This window comes from Phytomonospora endophytica (genome assembly GCF_014202425.1).
GTDB lineage: Bacteria > Actinomycetota > Actinomycetes > Mycobacteriales > Micromonosporaceae > Phytomonospora > Phytomonospora endophytica.
Genome location: NZ_JACHGT010000001.1, coordinates 776,041 through 793,225, shown reverse-complemented (window position 1 = coordinate 793,225; position 17,185 = coordinate 776,041). Strand labels below are relative to the sequence as shown.

General features: G+C 70.5%; 11 protein-coding genes. 2 read left to right on the top strand and 9 right to left on the bottom strand.

The features are described from left to right. Positions 1 to 546 precede the first annotated feature (546 nt). Entirely contained in the window at positions 547 to 2,946 is a 2,400-nt protein-coding gene (locus HNR73_RS03280; protein ID WP_184785683.1) for a RelA/SpoT family protein, read from the bottom strand. 281 nt (positions 2,947 to 3,227) lie between these two features. Between HNR73_RS03280 and HNR73_RS03275 the strand changes: the two genes are divergently transcribed. Next, positions 3,228 to 4,079 carry an ion transporter gene (locus tag HNR73_RS03275; protein WP_239122067.1) on the top strand — a complete coding sequence of 284 codons (852 nt, stop codon included), beginning with the start codon at positions 3,228 to 3,230 and terminating at the stop codon, positions 4,077 to 4,079. A 42-nt stretch (positions 4,080 to 4,121) separates the two neighbouring features. On the opposite strand, the gene HNR73_RS03270 is transcribed toward HNR73_RS03275, so the two are convergent. Both HNR73_RS03270 and gltB read right to left on the bottom strand, forming a co-directional pair. Further along, positions 4,122 to 5,591 (bottom strand): glutamate synthase subunit beta, encoded by a 1,470-nt coding sequence (locus HNR73_RS03270; RefSeq protein ID WP_184785682.1) that lies wholly within the window; start codon positions 5,589 to 5,591, stop codon positions 4,122 to 4,124. Then, positions 5,584 to 10,128 (bottom strand): glutamate synthase large subunit, encoded by a 4,545-nt coding sequence (gene gltB / locus HNR73_RS03265; protein WP_239122068.1) that lies wholly within the window; start codon positions 10,126 to 10,128, stop codon positions 5,584 to 5,586. Before gltB ends, HNR73_RS03270 begins: the two co-directional genes overlap by 8 nt. A gap of 254 nt (positions 10,129 to 10,382) precedes the next feature. Between gltB and HNR73_RS03260 the strand changes: the two genes are divergently transcribed. After that, the gene (locus tag HNR73_RS03260; RefSeq protein WP_184785681.1) at positions 10,383 to 10,871 is read left to right on the top strand and encodes an LppU/SCO3897 family protein; all 489 of its coding nucleotides are present in this window, start codon (positions 10,383 to 10,385) and stop codon (positions 10,869 to 10,871) included. A 49-nt stretch (positions 10,872 to 10,920) separates the two neighbouring features. On the opposite strand, the gene HNR73_RS03255 is transcribed toward HNR73_RS03260, so the two are convergent. The 6 genes from HNR73_RS03255 to HNR73_RS03230 form a co-directional block, all read right to left on the bottom strand. Next, entirely contained in the window at positions 10,921 to 12,927 is a 2,007-nt protein-coding gene (locus tag HNR73_RS03255; protein ID WP_184785680.1) for an iron ABC transporter permease, read from the bottom strand. Between the two features lie 75 nt (positions 12,928 to 13,002). Beyond that, a complete protein-coding gene (locus tag HNR73_RS03250) occupies positions 13,003 to 13,974 on the bottom strand; it encodes an ABC transporter substrate-binding protein (RefSeq protein WP_184785679.1) in 972 nt (323 codons plus the stop codon). 8 nt (positions 13,975 to 13,982) lie between these two features. Then, complete coding sequence (locus tag HNR73_RS03245) at positions 13,983 to 14,780, bottom strand: ABC transporter ATP-binding protein (protein WP_184785678.1); 798 nt, start codon at positions 14,778 to 14,780, stop codon at positions 13,983 to 13,985. Between the two features lie 51 nt (positions 14,781 to 14,831). Beyond that, positions 14,832 to 15,182 (bottom strand): divalent-cation tolerance protein CutA, encoded by a 351-nt coding sequence (gene cutA / locus HNR73_RS03240; RefSeq protein ID WP_184785677.1) that lies wholly within the window; start codon positions 15,180 to 15,182, stop codon positions 14,832 to 14,834. Continuing rightward, a complete protein-coding gene (locus HNR73_RS03235; protein ID WP_184785676.1) occupies positions 15,182 to 15,946 on the bottom strand; it encodes a WecB/TagA/CpsF family glycosyltransferase in 765 nt (254 codons plus the stop codon). Before HNR73_RS03235 ends, cutA begins: the two co-directional genes overlap by 1 nt. 12 nt (positions 15,947 to 15,958) lie before the next feature. Beyond that, on the bottom strand, positions 15,959 to 16,939 hold the full coding sequence (locus HNR73_RS03230) for an NAD-dependent epimerase/dehydratase family protein (protein WP_184785675.1): 981 nt from the start codon (positions 16,937 to 16,939) through the stop codon (positions 15,959 to 15,961). Positions 16,940 to 17,185 lie beyond the last annotated feature (246 nt).

Here is a 17,185-nt window from a genome sequence, read left to right as displayed (position 1 = left end):
ACAGCCCCAGAACCTTCGTGTTGCACCAATCCCTGGCCGAAGCGACGGAGACACACGCAAGTGGATCGAGGGGACCAGTCGCGCTACGCGCGACAACAACCACCCCACCCCCCAAAGGGTGCGGCCCAGCCACAAGCACCACTCCCCCAGCAGACGGCGAGCCCCAAGAAGACAACGAAGGTCACGTGCGACAGCGAACGTAAGCACTAGATGCGAACACGACGACAAACACGAGAGGTGGACGCAGGGACGAACCCAAACACGAGGGGTGCGTGCAAGCACGAAGGCGAGCGCGGAAAGTCAGTGGTGAGCGGGAGCCCAGGTAATGGATGCGAGCGCGAAAGAAGGACGCGAAGGCAAGGCGCGCGCAGGCAGCGGACACAAAAGCCGAGCCCGAACGCGAACACAACTGACGGACACGAACCCGAAACCAAGCGCGAGAAGCACCGGCAAGCACGAGACACGAAGCCAAACCCGAACCCGAGCAAGCCCGAACCCGACCACCCCCCAAGCCCACCAGCCCCGCGCGCCAGTACGAGTCCCCGCCTACCCCCCGCTAGACGTCACCCGGTACGCGTCGTACACACCCTCCACCCGCCGCACGACCCGCAGCAGGTGCCCCAGGTGCTTCGGGTCCGCCATCTCGAACGTGAACCGGCTGACCGCGACCCTGTCCCTGGTCGTCGTCACGGTCGCGGAGAGGATGTTGACCTTCTCTTCGCTCAGGACCTTTGTCACGTCCGCGAGCAGCCGGTGACGGTCGAGGGCTTCGACTTGGATGGCGACGAGGAAGGTCGAGTCCGACGAGGGCCGCCAGCTCACGTCGACGAGCCTTTCGGGCTGGTCGAGGAGGTCGTCGGCGTTCTCGCAGTCGACGCGGTGGACGCTGATGGAGCCGGCCCGGGTGACGAATCCGAGGATCTCGTCGCCCGGTACGGGGGTGCAGCATCGGGCGAGTTTGATGGGGACGTTGGAGTCCTCGACGCCTGCGGCGACGACGCCGGTGTCGTGCGTCTTCCCGCGTTCGCGTGGGCCGGGCTTGGAGGGCACGGCGGTCTCGGCGATGTCCTCGACGGCGCCTTCGGTCCCGCCGTAGGAGGCCACGAGGCGCTGCACGACCGTCTGCGCCGACAGCTGGTTCTCTCCCACGGCGGCGTAGAGGGCCGTGACGTCGGTGAGGTGCTGTTCCCTGGCGATGGCCGTCAGGCCGTCCGTCGTCAGCATCCGCTGGAGCGGCAGCCCTTGCTTGCGCATGGCCCTGGTGATCAGGTCCTTGCCCTGCTCGATGGCCTCGTCGCGGCGTTCGCGGTTGAAGTACTGCCGGATCTTGGTGCGGGCGCGGGGCGAGCGCACGAACCCCAGCCAGTCCTGGGAGGGTCCGGCGGTCTCCGATTTGGACGTGAAGATCTCGACGACGTCGCCGTTGACGAGTTGTGACTCCAGGGGCACGAGTTTGCCGTTGACGCGGGCGCCGATGCAGCGCTGGCCGACCTCGGTGTGGACGGCGTAGGCGAAGTCGACGGGTGTCGCGCCCTTGGGGAGGGCGATGACGTCGCCCTTGGGGGTGAAGACGTAGGCCTCGGAGCTGGACAGGTCGAAGCGCAGCGCGTCGAGGAACTCGCTGGGGTCGGCGGCTTCGCGCTGCCAGTCGAGGAGCTGGCGCAGCCAGGCCATCTCGTCGATGTGCGCGGGCGGGCCGACGATGGTGGCGCCCTTGGTCTCCTTGTACTTCCAGTGCGCGGCGATGCCGTATTCGGCGGTGCGGTGCATGGCCCAGGTGCGGATCTGCATCTCGACGGGCTTGCCGGTCGGGCCGATCACGGTGGTGTGCAGCGACTGGTACATGTTGAACTTCGGCATCGCGATGAAGTCCTTGAACCGGCCGGGTACGGGCTGCCAGTTCGCGTGGATGACGCCGAGCGCGGCGTAACAGTCGCGCAGGGAGTCGACGAGGATGCGAATGCCGACGAGGTCGTATATGTCGGAGAAGTCGCGTCCTCGGACGATCATCTTCTGGTAGATCGAGTACAGGTGCTTCGGCCTGCCGGACACCATCGCCTTGACCTTCGCGGCGCGCAGGTCGGCGTTGACCTTGTCGGTGACGCGCGCGAGGAGCATTTCGCGCTGCGGGGTGTGCTCGGCGACGAGGCGCGCGATCTCGCTGTACCGCTTCGGGTACAGGGTGGCGAAGGACAGGTCTTCGAGCTCCCACTTGATGGTGTTCATACCGAGGCGGTGGGCGAGGGGCGCGAGGATCTCCAGGGTCTCGCGCGCCTTCTGCTCCTGCTTGGGGCGTGGGAGGAAGGTCAGGGTCCGCATGTTGTGCAGGCGGTCGGCGAGCTTGATGACGAGCACGCGCGGGTCCTTGGCCATGGCGACGACCATCTTGCGGATCGTCTCGGCCTTGGCGGCGTCGCCGAGTTTGACCTTGTCGAGTTTGGTGACGCCGTCGACGAGGAGGGCGACCTCGCCGCCGAAGTCCTTCTCCATCTGTTCGAGGGTGTAGTCGGTGTCCTCGACGGTGTCGTGCAGGAGGGCCGCGATGAGCGTCGTGGTGTCCATGCCCAGTTCGGCGAGCACGGAGGCGACGGCGAGCGGGTGGGTGATGTACGGGTCGCCGGACTTGCGGTACTGGCCGTTGTGCCAGTAGGCGGCGGTGTCGTAGGCCCGCTGGAGAAGTTTGACGTCGGTGCGGGGGTGACTGGCCCGGTGTGTGGCGACGAGGGGTTCGAGGACCTCCGACACCGACTGGGCCTGCCAGGGCGCGTTGAAGCGCGCGAGGCGGGCTCGTACGCGGCGTCCGGTGGGCGCGCCGCCGAGACCGCTCGCCTCGACGGCGGCGGGCCGGGCGGGTGCGGCGGGTGCCGTCTCCTTGTTGCCGGGGGGCTGGCCGTTGGACGAGCCGGGTGCAACGTCGTTGGCCACCGCTGCTCCTGTCGCAGACATAGTCGTGGGAGATCAGGTCAGAGGCCAATGTTAGCCGTCCGCCCGAATGGGCGACTCTCTTGGCACCTCTTCGTGCGGTTGGGGCCCCTACGACCCGAATGGACGCACCCGGCACCCACGACCGTGCGGGGTTGATCGGTTTCGTACAGTGACGAAATGCTGGTTTTCTCCCCTGTTGTCAGATTCGCGACGCGTGGGCGGGTGGTCCCGTGGTGACCATGACGCCGGGGGGAGTGCCCGGTGTGTGCCGGAAGGTGGCGGCGTCGGGTTGGTTCCAGACCTTGACCAGCCTGGCCATCGTCGGGAACGCCGTGATCCTCGGCCTGCTGACCTACCCGTCGAACGAGGCGCGGATGGGCGGGTTGCTGGAAGCGCTCGACACCCTGTTCATCGGGTTCTTCATCGTCGAGCTGGTCATCCGTGTCACGGCCTTCGGGAGGCATCCGGGCAGGTTCTTCAAGGACGGCTGGAACGTCTTCGACTTCCTGGTCGTCACGGCGGCGTTCGTGCCGGGGATCCGCGAGAACGTGACCCTGCTGCGCCTGGCGAGGCTGGCGCGGGTGCTGCGGCTGGTGCGGATCTTCCCGACGCTGCGGATCATCGTCGTGGCGGTCGGGCGCAGCCTTCCGGGCGCGCTCGGGCTGTTCGCGGTCGCCGCGGTGGTGTTGTACCTGTACGGGATGGTCGGGTGGCTGATGTTCGCCGACCGCTATCCCGAGCAGTTCGGCACGATCGGGCAGGCCGCGCTGACGCTGTTCCTTCTGCTGACCCTCGAAGGGCTCGGCGACCTGGTGCACGACGGGCTGCTGGTCTCGCCGTGGAGCCTGGCCTACTACGTGTCCTTCGTGCTGTTCGGGGCCTTCGTGCTGGTCAACATCCTCATCGGGGTGGTCTTGAACTCGATGGAGGAGGCGCGGCGGATGGAGGCCGAGGAGGACGAGAAGGCGATGCCCTCCGACCCGGTCGTCGATCGTCTCGACGCCCTGCACGCGACGATCGTGTCCATGCGGGTCCCCGACGACGCCCGGAGCTGTCCCGAGCCGTGCTGTGCGGCGTCGCGGGCGGCGGCGCCGCGGCGGACGGAGCATCACGACGTGCAGCACCACACGGGCATCGACCAGTCGGTGCGGTGAGCGTGCGGCGGCCGGGTGAACCGGCCGCCGCACGTCCCTCGTCTAGACCGAGAGCGGCTGCGCGTCGCTCTCGACGGGCGCGGGCAGCGCGGTCGTCCCGCCGAGGTAGGCGTGGATCGCCGCGGCGGCCGCGCGGCCTTCGGCGATGGCCCACACGATCAGCGAGGCGCCCCGGTGGGCGTCGCCGGCGACGAAGACGCCCGGTGCCTCGGTCTGCCAGTCGCTGCCGCAGTCGATGTTGCCGCGACGTGAGCGCGCCACGCCCAGCTGCGACAGCAACGGCTGTTCCTCGGTGCCTTCGAAACCGATCGCGAGGAGCACCAGATCGGCCGGGAGGACTTGCTCGGTCCCGGGGACCGGGCGGATGTCACGGCGGCCCTCGGACTTGTCGACGACGACTTCGCTGACGCGCAGTCCGGCGACGCGGCCCTGCCCGTCCCCGGTGAACTCCGAGGCCGACACGGCGAAGACCCGCTCGGTGCCCTCCTCGTGCGCGGGGTAGGTCCGCAGGACCGCCGGCCACGTCGGCCACGGGTCCCGCTCGCCGTCGCGCGCACCGGGCGGTTCGGGGTACAGGTCGAGCTGGGTGACCGACTTCGCGCCCTGGCGGTGGGCCGTGCCGACGCAGTCGGCGCCGGTGTCACCGCCGCCGATGACGATCACGTCCTTGCCGCGGGCGTCGATCGGCGCGAAAGGCGCACGGCCGGCGACGACGCGGTTGGCGCCGACGAGGTGCGGCATCGCCAGGTGGATCCCGGCGAGCTCGCGCCCGCCGAGGTCGGTGTCGCGGCCTTGGAGGGCGCCGACGGCGAGGAGGACGGCGTCGTGGCGGCGCCGGAGCTGCCCGACCGACACGTCCACGCCGACCTCGCAGCCGGTGACGAACTCCACGCCTTCGGCGCGCAGCTGCCCGACGCGGCGGTCGATGTGCCGTTTCTCCAGCTTGAAGTCGGGGATGCCGTAGCGCAGGAGACCGCCGACGGCGTCGTCGCGTTCGTAGACGGTCACGGCGTGGCCGGCGCGGGCGAGCTGCTGCGCGGCGGCCAGTCCGGCCGGTCCGGAGCCGATGACGGCCACGGACTTGCCGGTGAGGTCCAGCGGGGGCTGGGGGACGACGGTCCCGTCGGCGAAGGCGCGGTCGATGATGTCGACCTCGACCTGCTTGATGGAGACGGGGTCGTCGCCGATGCCGAGGACGCAGGCGGCTTCGCAGGGCGCCGGGCAGAGGCGCCCGGTGAACTCGGGGAAGTTGTTGGTGGCGTGGAGCTGCGCGCTGGCCTGCCCGGGCCGGTCGGTGCGCATCAGGTCGTTCCACTCGGGGATGCGGTTGCCGAGGGGGCAGCCGTTGTGGCAGAACGGGATGCCGCAGTCCATGCAGCGCGCGGCCTGCTCGCGGGTGACCTGCGGGTCGCCCGGTTCGTAGACCTCGCGCCAGTCGAGGAGGCGCAGCGGGACCGGCCGCTTCCCGGCGGTGGCACGGCCGTGCTTGAGGAAGCCGTTGGGGTCAGGCATTGATCGCTCCACCTTTCGCGGTCGCGGCGTCCGCTTCCTTGCGCGCCTCTTGTGCGGTGAGAACCAGCTTGTAGTCGCGGGAGATCACCTTGGTGAATCCCGAGGCCGCGCGCGGCCAGTCGGCCAGCAGTCCCGCGGCGACCGAGGAGTCGGTCTCGCGTTCGTGGCGCAGCAGGAGCTTGCCGATGACGTCGATGTCGGCGGCGCCGAGCGGGTCGAGGTCGACGAGTTCGGCGTTGACCTTCCCGGGGTCGAGGCGGTGGACGTAGGCGACGCCGCCGGACATGCCCGCGGCGAAGTTGCGGCCGGTGGGTCCGAGGATGAGCACGGTCCCGCCGGTCATGTACTCGCAGCCGTGGTCGCCGACGCCTTCGACGACGGCCAGGGCACCGGAGTTGCGGACGGCGAAACGCTCCCCCACCTGGCCGCGGAGGTACAGCTCGCCGCCGGTGGCGCCGTAAAGGACGGTGTTGCCGGCGATGATGTTCTCCTCGGCCGCGAACGGCGCCGAGGCGTCCGGCCGCACGACGATCCGGCCGCCCGACAGTCCCTTGGCGACGTAGTCGTTGGCCTCGCCGAACAGGCGCAGTGTCACGCCGCTGGTGGTGAAGGCCCCGAAGGACTGCCCTGCGGTGCCGTGCAGGTGGGCGACGATGGTGTCGTCGGGGAGGGTGTCGCGGTGGCGCCGGGTGACCTCGCCGGACAGCATCGCGCCGACCGAGCGGTCGGTGTTGCGGATCGGCAGGTTGACCGTCACCGGTTCACGGCTTTCCAGGGCGGGTTCGGCCGCGGCGATGAGCCGGTGGCCGAGGGTGCCGTCGAGGTCGTGGTGCTGTCCGGTGAGGCGGCGGCGCGGGCCGTCGCCGACGGGCGCGGCCAGGATCGGCCGCAGGTCGAGGTCCCTGGACTTCCAGTGCCGCACGGCGGGCACGACGTCGAGGAGTTCGACGCGGCCGACGGCCTCCTCGACGCTGCGCAGCCCGAGCGAGGCGAGCAGCTCGCGGACCTCTTCGGCGATGTAGCGGAAGAAGTTCTCCACGAACTCCGGGGTGCCGGTGAACTTGGCGCGCAGCGCCGGGTTCTGGGTGGCGACGCCGACGGGACAGGTGTCGAGGTGGCACACGCGCATCATGACGCAGCCGGTGACGATGAGGGGCGCGGTGGCGAAGCCGTACTCCTCGGCGCCGAGGAGCGCGGCGACGAGCACGTCGCGGCCGGTCTTCATCTGCCCGTCGACCTGCACGGTGACGCGGTCACGCAGGCCGTTGCGGATGAGCGTCTGCTGCGTCTCGGCCAGCCCGATCTCCCAGGGCGTGCCCGCGTGCTTGATGGAGTTGGCGGGGGCCGCGCCCGTGCCGCCGTCGTGCCCGGAGATCAGGACGACGTCGGCGTGGGCCTTCACCACGCCCGCCGCGACCGTGCCCACGCCCGCCTCGGAGACGAGTTTGACGTGGATGCGGGCGCGCCGGTTGGCGTGCTTGAGGTCGTAGATGAGCTGGGCGAGGTCCTCGATCGAGTAGATGTCGTGGTGCGGCGGCGGGGAGATCAGCCCGACGCCGGGCGTGGAGTGCCGGGTCTTGGCGATCCACGGGTGCACCTTGTTGCCGGGCAGCTGCCCACCCTCGCCGGGCTTGGCACCCTGCGCCATCTTGATCTGGATGTCGTCGGCGTTGACCAGGTACTCGGTGGTGACGCCGAAGCGGCCCGAGGCGACCTGCTTGACGGCGCTTCGGCGCAGCGGGTCGTAGAGCCGGTCGACGTCCTCGCCGCCCTCACCGCTGTTGGAGCGCCCGCCGAGACGGTTCATGGCGATGGCGAGGGTCTCGTGGGCCTCCGCCGAGATCGCGCCGTAGGACATCGCGCCGGTGTTGAAACGCTTGACGATCGACTCGACCGACTCGACCTCGTCGATGCCGACCGGCTCGCGGTCGCCCGTGCGCAGCCCGAACAGGCCGCGCAGGGAGCCGTTGTCGGCGGCGAGCGCGTCGACCTTCTCGGTGTAGCGCTTGAAGACGTCGTACTGGCCCGAGCGGGTGGCGTGCTGGAGGAGGAAGACGGTCTCGGGGTTGAAGAGGTGGACCTCTCCTTCCCTGCGCCACTGGTAGTCCCCGCCGGGTTCGAGGAGTTCGATGCCGTCGGCGGTGGCCTCGTCCGAGGCGACCATCTCGTAGGCGACCCGGTGGCGTTCGGCGACCTCGCCGGCGAGGACGGACAGGTCGGCGCCGCCGAGGCGGGAGTCGGTGCCGGTGAAGTAGCGGGCGACGAAGTCGCGGTCGAGGCCGAGGGCCTCGAAGACCTGGGCGCCGCAGTAGGACGACACGGTGGAGATGCCCATCTTCGACATCACCTTCAGCACGCCCTTGCCGAGCGCCTTGACGTAGGAGGCGATCGCCTCGGCGGCCTTCTGGCCGGGCAGGGCGCCGGTGATGATGAGGTCTTCGATGGACTCGAAGGCGAGGTAGGGGTTGACCGCGGCGGCGCCGTAGCCGAGCAGGACGGCGACGTGGTGGACGGTCCTGGCGTCGCCGGCCTCGACGACGAGCGCGACCTGGGTGCGGGTCTGCTCGCGGACGAGGTGCTGGTGGACGGCCGCGGTGAGCAGCAGCGCCGGGATGGGCGCGAGGTCGGCGGTGGAGTCGCGGTCGGAGAGGACGAGGATGCGCACGCCGTCCTCGATGGCCTCCGAGACGTGGCGGCAGATCTCGATGAGCCGGTCGCGGACGCCTTCGGCGCCGTCGCGGACCCGGTAGAGGCCGGAGACGCGGACGGCCTTGAAGCCGGGCAGGTCGCCGTCCTCGTCGATGGACAGGATCTTGGCGAGGTCGTCGTTGTCGATGACGGGGTAGGGCAGCTGGATCTGGCGGCAGTTCGCCGGGCCGGGGTCGAGCAGGTTGTGCTCGGGACCGATCGTGGTGGACACGCTGGTGACGAGTTCCTCGCGGATCGCGTCCAGCGGCGGGTTGGTGACCTGCGCGAAGAGTTGCGTGAAGTAGTCGTAGAGCGGCTTCGGGCGTTTCGAGAGGGCCGCGATGGGCGTGTCGGTGCCCATGGACACGATCGGCTCGGCGCCGTCGCGGGCCATCGGCGCCAGCAGGAGCCGCAGTTCCTCGTCGGTGTAACCGAAGGTCCGCTGGCGGCGCAGCACCGAGTCGTGGGTGTAGACGACGTGCTCGCGTTCGGGGAGTTCTTCGAGGTGGATCAGCCCGGCGTGCAGCCAGTCGGTGTAGGGCTGCTCGGCGGCGAGGTCGGCCTTGATCTGGTCGTCGTCGAGGACCTGCCCGGCCTTGGTGTCGACGAGGAACATGCGCCCGGGCCGCAGCCGGCCCTTCTGCACGATCGTCGAGGGGTCGAGGTCGACGACGCCGGCCTCGCTGGCCAGGACGACCAGGTCGTCCTCGGTGCGGCACCAGCGCGCCGGGCGCAGGCCGTTGCGGTCGAGGACCGCGCCGATCTGGGTGCCGTCGGTGAAGGCGACGCACGCCGGTCCGTCCCAAGGCTCCATGAGGCTGGCGTGGTACTGGTAGAAGGCGCGGCGCTTGGGGTCCATGCCCTCGTCGCTCTCCCACGCCTCCGGGATCATCATCAGCATCGAGTGCGGCAGGGAGCGGCCCGACAGGTGCAGCAACTCCACGACCTCGTCGAAGGTCGCCGAGTCGGACGCGCCGGGCGTGACGATCGGGTACAGGCGGCGGATGCGGCCGGGGATCAGCTTGCTGTCGAGGAGGGCCTCGCGGGCGCTCATCCAGTTCCGGTTGCCGCGGATGGTGTTGATCTCGCCGTTGTGGGCGACCATCCGGTACGGGTGGGCGAGGGGCCACGAGGGGAAGGTGTTCGTCGAGAAGCGGCTGTGCACGACCGCGATCGCCGAGTCGAGGGTCGGGTCGGTCAGGTCGGGGTAGAACACGCCGAGCTGTTCGGGCGTGAGCATGCCCTTGTACACGATCGTGCGCGACGACAGCGACGGGAACGCGACGTCGAGACCGCGCTCGCGGGTCTCGCGCTCGGCCTGCTTGCGGACGCAGAAGGCGACCCGGTCGAGTTCGATGCCAGACAGGACGCGCCCGTCGGCCAGGCCGGCGGCGGAGATGAACACCTGCGCGATGGCGGGCATGGCGTCGCGGGCGGCGGGACCGAGGCCGTCGGCGACGACGGGCACGTCGCGCCAGCCGAGCAGCACGGCGCCCTCGGTGATGACGTACTTCTCCACGATCCGCATCGCCTGGGCGGCGAGCGCGGGATCGGGCGGGAGGAAGACCAGGCCGGTGGCGTAGGAACCGGCCTGCGGCAGGGCGAAGTCCACGACGTCGCGGTAGAAGCGGTCGGGGATCTGCAGCATGATCCCGGCGCCGTCGCCGCTGTCCGGGTCGGCGCCACTGGCGCCCCGGTGCTCCATCCGGCACAGCGCCGAGAGGCCGCTGGCGACGATGCGATGGGACCGTCGACCGCGCACGTCCACGACGAAGGCGACGCCGCACGCGTCGTGTTCGTAAGCCGGGCGGTACAGATCGCGGTGTTCAACGGTAGGAGTCAACGCCACGGGCCTCCTTGTCGTCGGAACGCGGATTGAGCCCGCGTGAGTAGTCGGGACGACAATGGCCCGGGATTTCGTAACCGATCGGCAACGTGATTCTTGCGCTGCGGTGATATCGGTCCGGCAAGTGTAGGGGATGACGGGTGTTGATCTCCACCAGCTCCCACCAGGTGGTGGGAGTGTCGCACGCACTTAGTACGCTCGTCAGCGCCCCAGAACCGCGATGACACGCGGTGACCCCTTTAGGAGAACACACTCACATGGCACAGCAACCACCCCCCGGCAACTACCCTCCTCCCCCCGGAGGCCAGTACCCCCCGCCGGGCGGCCAGCCTCCTCCCGGCGGTTTCCCGCCTCCCGGTGGGCAGCCTCCTCCCCCCGGTGGCTTCCCGCCCCCGCCCCCGCCCGCGAAGAAGGGCGGCGGTGGCAAGATCGCCGCGATCGTCGGCGTCGTGGTCGTCGGCATCATCGTCCTCGTGCTGAAGTTCGGCATCGGTGCCATCTTCAACTCGGCGAGTGAGCTGGACGCGAAGGTGGGCGACTGCCTGGACAGCCCGTCGGACCCCAACGACACGTCGATCGTCGACTGCAGCGACGCCGAGGCGGTCTACACGGTCACCTCCGTCGAGCAGAACCCGGGAACGGACAGCACCACCTACTGCCTGAACGACGAGGCCGCGACCCAGTACCTCGCCGAGGGTGAGTCCCTGACCAACCCCGACGTCATCTACTGCATCGCGTCGAAGTAGTGCGAAACAGGATCGGCGGCCTCCCCCGGGGCCGCCGATCTTTTCGTGTTCAGCGTCCCGAACGGCGCAGCAGCCACACCAGGTAGGGCGCTCCGATGAGCGCGGTCACGATCCCCACGGGGATCCCGCGTGGGGCGAGGACCGAGCGGCCGAGGGTGTCGGCGACGACCAGCAGCGTCGCGCCGAACAGCGCCGAGACCGGCACGAGGCGGCGGTGGTCGGTCCCGGCGACGCGGCGCGCGAGGTGGGGCGCGACGAGGCCCACGAAGCCGACGGCGCCGATGGCCCCGGCGGTCAGGGCCGCGAGGACGGCCCCGCCGGTCAGCGCGAGGACGCGCGTGCGGCCCAGTCCGAGGCCGAGGGAGCGGGGCAGGTCCTCCCCCAGCGCGAGCATGTTGAGCGGCCGAGCCGACCACACCAGCGCCACCACGATCAGCAGCCCCGGGACGAGCCACCAGACCTGATCCTCCCCACGGGCGTACGTGCTTCCCGACAGCCACACCAGTGCCGCGGAGATGTTCATGTGCGCGCGGACGGCGAGCAGGTCGACGAGGGCCATGCAGGTGGCGGCCACGCCGATGCCGATGAGGATGACGCGGGTGGGGTCGAGGTGACCGCCCTTGCTTCGGGCGGCGAGCAGGACGAGTCCGAGGGCGAGGACGCCGCCGGCCATCGCGAGGAGCGGGATCGCCTCGGCGGGGGCGCCGGGCGCGAGGGTGATGAGGGCGACCGCGCCGACGGCGGCTCCGCCGGTGATGCCGAGCAGTTGCGGTTCGGCGAGTGGGTTGCGCACGACGGCCTGCACGGAGGAGCCCGCGGCGGCGAGCATGGCTCCGGCGAGGGCGGCGACGAGGACGCGCGGGACGCGGGAGCCGAGGATGTCGTGGGCGAGGTCGTCGCCGCTCCAGGGCAGGAGCGCCGACCAGGCGATGTGGACCTCGCCGACGCGTACGGCGATGACGACGGCCGCGGCGAAGACGAGTAGCCCTCCGGCGAGGAGCAGGGTGTAGGCGCGGCGGGTCATGGGGCCGCGGACGGCGACGGCCGCGCCGCCGCCTTCGTCGCCGGTGACGATCTTGCGGGCGAGGAGGATGAACACCGGCCCGCCGAGGAGGGCGGCGAGGATCCCGACGGGCAGTTCGCCGGCACCGGCCGAGGGCGGTGCGATGAGGCGGGCGGCGACGTCGGCGGCGAGCAGGAGGGCCGCGCCGGTGATCCCGGCGAAGGGGATGAGCCACACGTGCGGGCGCAGGCCGAGGCGGCGGACGGCGATGGGCGCGAGGAGGCCGACGAAGCTGATCGGCCCGGCGACGGTGACGGCGGCGGCAGCGCAGAGGACGGCGAGGCCGAGGGCGGCGAGGCGGATGCGGCCGACGGGCACGCCCATCGCCTCGGCGGCGTCGTCGCCGAGGCGGAGCAGGTCGAGGGGCCGGGCGAGGGCGAAGGCCGCCGCGACGGCCAGGACGACGATGACGCCGATGACGGTCGGCCGGGTCATCGAGTTCTGCACGAGGGTGCCGTTGCCCCAGAAGAACAGCTGCCCGGCGAGAGGTTCGTTGAGCAGGAGGAGCAGGGCGGCGATCGAGCCGGCGGCGAAGCTGACGGCCGTCCCGGCCAGCAGCACGCGGCCGGGCGTGCGGGGGCCGCGCGAGGTCAGCGTCCACACCAGCGCCATCGCCGCGACTCCGCCGACGAAGGCGGCGAGCCCGCCGGACAGGAGCGCGAGGCCGGGGAGGACGGGCACGGCCACGGTGGCCACGACCACGCCCAGGTAGGCGCCCGCGTTTACGCCGAGGGTGTCGGAGGAGGCCAGTGGGTTGCGAGTGACGCCCTGCACGAGGACACCGGCGACGCCGAGGGCCACGCCGACGACGAGTCCCGCGAGCAGTCGCGGCAGCCGCGCCCCGAGCAGGACCGCCTCGGTGAGTTCACCGGCCGCGCCCTGGTTGAGGTGCACGACCGCCACGCCGGCGAGCGCCAGGAGGGCGGCGGCTCCCCAGAGGAGTCGTCCCCGCAGCTGCGGATGACCGGGGTGGGCGGTGGGGAGCGTGCTCACGTGGCGTCACCTGTGTCGGCGGGATGGGGCGGGAAACGGCCGCACGCCCGGTGGCGTGCGGCCGTGGAGGCGGGCTCAGGCGGTGAGGGCCTTGACCGTCTCGTCGAGGATCTGGCCGCAGGACAGCGGGCCGCCGAAGAACCAGGTGCCCGGGTCGAGGGCCTTGACGCCCCCGTCCTTGACGAAGCCGAGGTCGGTCCACAGCTTGTTGTCGGCGAGGGCGCCGGTGACGGGGTTGTCGGCGTCGGCGGCGACGTAGAGGAAGCTCGACTCGCCGGGCACGGCGGTGAGGCCTTCGACGGTCACGGTCGTCATGCCCCACGCGTCGGGTTCGCCGGTCCAGGTGTTGGCCACGCCGATCTTGCCGACGACCTCACCGGCGAGGGACTTCTCGGTCATCATCCGAAACTGCGGGGTGCCGTTGGTGGTGAAGATCTGTGAGAGGGCGAAGGGCGCGCCGGTCTTGCCCTTGGCGGTGACGGCCTCGGTCGCGGTGGCGACCTTCGTGTCGAGGTCGGTGAGGACCTGCTCGGCCTCGGCGGTCTTGCCGGTGGCCAGGCCCATCTGCTGGACGATCCGGCGCATGCCCGCGTACTGGCCCTCGGGGTCCTTGGTGTAGCTGTAGGTCGCCAGCGGGGCGATCTCGGCGAGGGCGTCCCGGTTGGTGGCGACGCGGTCCTCGTCGGTGACGATCAGGTCGGGGTCGAGGAGACGGATCTCCTCGATGCTGGGTTCCTGGCGGGTGCCGACGTCCTTGACTCCGGCGGGGACGCGCGCGCCGGCCGTGACCCAGGTGTCGTAGCCCTTGATGTCGGCGACGCCGACGGGCGTGACGCCGATGGCGAGCAGATCCTCGACGTAGGTCCATTCGAGGGCGACGACCTTGACGGCGGGCTTGTCGAGCGAGACCTCACCGGAGGTGGTCGTGAGCGTGATCGCGCCACCCTTGTCGTCGTTCTGGCCGCCGCCGTCGGCGGTCTTGCCACTGCACGCGGCCAGACCGAGGGCGAGGGCGGCAACCGCGAACGCACCGAGGAACTTGCGCATCGTTCTCCTTAGTTGAGCTGTTGCTCCGTCGTGGGCCGCGGGAAGACGGCCACGTGCCCGGTGCCCGGATCCCGCAGGATCGTCACCGACAGGTCGAAGGCGCGGGCGACGGTCTCGTCGGTGATGACCTCGGCGGAGTCGCCGGTGGCGATGACGCGGCCCCCGGCGACGACGGCGACCTGGTCGGCGTATCCGGCGGCCTGGCCGAGGTCGTGGAGGACGAGACCGCAGGCGATGCCGTGGTCGTCGGCGAGGCGCCGGACGAGGTCGAGGACCTCGTACTGGTGCTTGAGGTCGAGGTAGGTCGTCGGCTCGTCGAGGAGCAGGGCGCCGGCGCGCTGCGCGAGGACGGTGGCCAGCCACGCGCGCTGCCGTTCCCCGCCGGAGAGTTCGTCGAGGCGGCGGGTGGACAGGGCGGCGGCGTCGGCGACGTCCATGGCCCAGTCGACGGCCTCGCGGTCTTCGGCGCTGTGCCGGGCGAAGGCGCCGCTGTGGGCGTAGCGGCCGTGCCGGACGAGTTCGTCGACGGTCACGCCCGCGGGGACGAGGGGCTGCTGCGGGAGGAACGCCAGGCGCCGGGACAGTTCACGGCGGGACAGGGCGGCGACGGGGTCCCCGCCGACGGTCACGTCACCGGAGAGAGCGGGCTGGAGGGCGGCCATCGTGCGCAGCAGCGTCGACTTGCCGCAGCCGTTGGCGCCGACGAGGACGGTGACGGTGCCCGGTTCCAGGGTGAGGTCCACGTCGGCGACGACGGGACGTCCGGCCTGGTACCCCACGGTGAGCCCTGACGCCACCAGTGTCATCCCGCCTCCTCCTGTGCAGAGCGGGGAAACATTAGCTTAGGGCAGCCTTAACTAATCGGCCGGGGTGTCGCGGGGTGATCCCCGCGTCGCCGTCTCCGCCGCGATCCACTCAAGGTAGGGGCCGTGCCCGCCGGCGACCGGCGTCACCAGCACCTCGGGCGTGTCGTAGGAGTGCCGCGCGACGATGAAGGCCGTCAGTTCCCCGGCCATGGCGGCGGTCGTCTTGAACACCACCCGCCACTCGCGCGACTCCTCCACCGCGCCCGCCCACCAGTACACGCTGGTGATCGGGCCCTCGACCTGCGCGCACGCGGCGAGCCGGGCGGCCACCGCCTCACCCGCGAGGCGGGCGGCGGCCTCCTCGGCGTCCACCGTGGTCGTCACACCGACGACGTCGTTCATCAGTCCCGCAGTTTGGGCGGGTTGCGCATGATCTGTGCGAGGAAGGCCGGGTTGTTGCGCAGGTACCGGCGCCACAGGCGCTTCGGCTCCTTCGCCAGCCGGTAACTCCACTCCAGGCCGTGCTCGCGCATCCAGTCCGGCGCCCGCTTGACCAGACCGGCGTGCATGTCGAAGGCCGCGCCGACCCCGAACAGCGCCGGAGCGTGCAGCCGGTCGCGATGCGCGGCCATCCACCGCTCCTGCTTCGGCGTGGACAGGCCCACCCACACCAGCTCGGCGCCCGAGTCGTTGATGCGCGCGACGATCTCGGCGTCCTCCTCCTCGGTCAGGGGGCGAAACGGCGGCGAGTACGTGCCGGCGATCTTCAGCTGCGGAAAACGGGCCGTCAGGCGTGCCGCGAGCAGCTCGGGCACGCCCTCCTTGCCGCCGTAGAGATAGGACGACCAGCCGCGCTCGGCCGCGCGCGCCAGCACGGTCTGCATGAGGTCGGCGCCGAACACCTGACCCATCCAGCTCGCGCCCGCCTTGTGCCCGGCCCACACCATCGGCATGCCGTCGGGTGTGGTCAGCCCGGAGGCGTTGTGGATGCGCATGAGCTCTTCGTCGCGCTGCGACTCCATGACCCCGTGGACGCCCGTGACGCACACGTAATGACGTTCGCGTTCCTCGATCCAGCGGGTGACCTCGTCGATGGCCATGTCGCGGTTGATGGCGCTGATGCCGACACCGAGGACGTCGACGCGCTGGATGCGGCCGGTTCCCATCTCCGTACCCACTTACTTGCCGAGCTTCCTGGCCACCTGGTCGTGGATCCAGCGGTAGGTCTCGGTGAGACCCTCGCGCAGGGAGATCGACGGCTCCCAGTTGAACTCCTTCTGGATCAGCGTGTTGTCGCTGTTGCGGCCGCGCACGCCGAGGAAGCCGTCGATGTGCTTGAGCTTGATCTCGACACCGGCGATGTCGGCGATCAGGTGGTACAGGTTGTTGATCGTGGTGATCTCGGAGCTGCCGACGTTCAGCGGGTCGACGAAGTCGCCCCGGGTCAGCATCCGCGAACCGTGCACGCAGTCGTCGACGTAGGTGAAGCTGCGGGTCTGCTCCCCGTCGCCCCAGATCTCGACCTCGTGCTCGCCGGTCAGGGCCGCGATGGCGACCTTGCGGCACGCGGCGGCGGGGGCCTTCTCGCGGCCGCCGTCCCAGGTGCCCTGCGGGCCGTAGATGTTGTGGTAGCGCGCGATGCGCGTCTCCAGGCCGAAGTCCTCGCGGAAGTGGCGGCACATGCGCTCGCTGAAGAGCTTCTCCCAGCCGTAGCCGTCCTCGGCGTCGGCGGGGTAGGCGTCCTCTTCCTTGAGCGGCTCCAGGTTCGCCTCGGTCTGCTTGTACCCGGCGTAGACGCAGGCCGAGGACGAGTAGAAGAAGCGCCCGACGCCGGCGTCGCGGGCCGCCATGAGCATGTGGGTGCTGGGCAGGACCGAGAGCATGCACTCGGCCTTGTGGGTCTCGATGAAGCCCATGCCGCCCATGTTGCAGGCGAGGTTGTAGACCTCGCCGGCGCCGCCGTCGAGGACCTCGCGCGCCGATTCGAGCAGACCGACGTCCCGGCTCAGGTTGTCGGCGGTCTCGTGGCGCTGGTCCCACTGGTCGAACGGCTTGATGTCGACCGCGCGCACCGTCTTGCCTTCGTCCAGGAGGGCCCGGACGAGGTGTCCGCCGATGAACCCACCGGCTCCGGCCACCACGGCATCAAACGCTGGCATCGTCACGCTCCATTTCGGTGTTCGACGGCACTGCGGGGGCTACATTACAGCCGGGTAACGCCCACCGTGCCGCAAGGATACCTAGGCATGGAGACGCGGTGACGGGCGCGTTTGGTTCAGTTCATCCGTCGTTGGGGCACGGTTTTCCCACGTGGCGACTTGGCCGTTTTTGGCCCGATTCACCGCGAGCCTCGCACGCGCGGCGACGAGGCGCGCGCCCCGTGGAGCACGCGCCTCGGTGAACGT

Excerpts from the sequence above, each read along its gene's own strand:
- HNR73_RS03280 (WP_184785683.1), bottom strand. The coding sequence starts at position 2,946 with ATGTCTGCGACAGGAGCAGCGGTGGCCAACGACGTTGCACCCGGCTCG.
- HNR73_RS03270 (WP_184785682.1), bottom strand. The coding sequence starts at position 5,591 with ATGCCTGACCCCAACGGCTTCCTCAAGCACGGCCGTGCCACCGCCGGG.
- HNR73_RS03260 (WP_184785681.1), top strand. The coding sequence starts at position 10,383 with ATGGCACAGCAACCACCCCCCGGCAACTACCCTCCTCCCCCCGGAGGC.
- HNR73_RS03250 (WP_184785679.1), bottom strand. The coding sequence starts at position 13,974 with ATGCGCAAGTTCCTCGGTGCGTTCGCGGTTGCCGCCCTCGCCCTCGGT.
- HNR73_RS03245 (WP_184785678.1), bottom strand. The coding sequence starts at position 14,780 with ATGACACTGGTGGCGTCAGGGCTCACCGTGGGGTACCAGGCCGGACGT.
- cutA (WP_184785677.1), bottom strand. The coding sequence starts at position 15,182 with ATGAACGACGTCGTCGGTGTGACGACCACGGTGGACGCCGAGGAGGCC.
- HNR73_RS03235 (WP_184785676.1), bottom strand. The coding sequence starts at position 15,946 with ATGGGAACCGGCCGCATCCAGCGCGTCGACGTCCTCGGTGTCGGCATC.
- HNR73_RS03230 (WP_184785675.1), bottom strand. The coding sequence starts at position 16,939 with ATGCCAGCGTTTGATGCCGTGGTGGCCGGAGCCGGTGGGTTCATCGGC.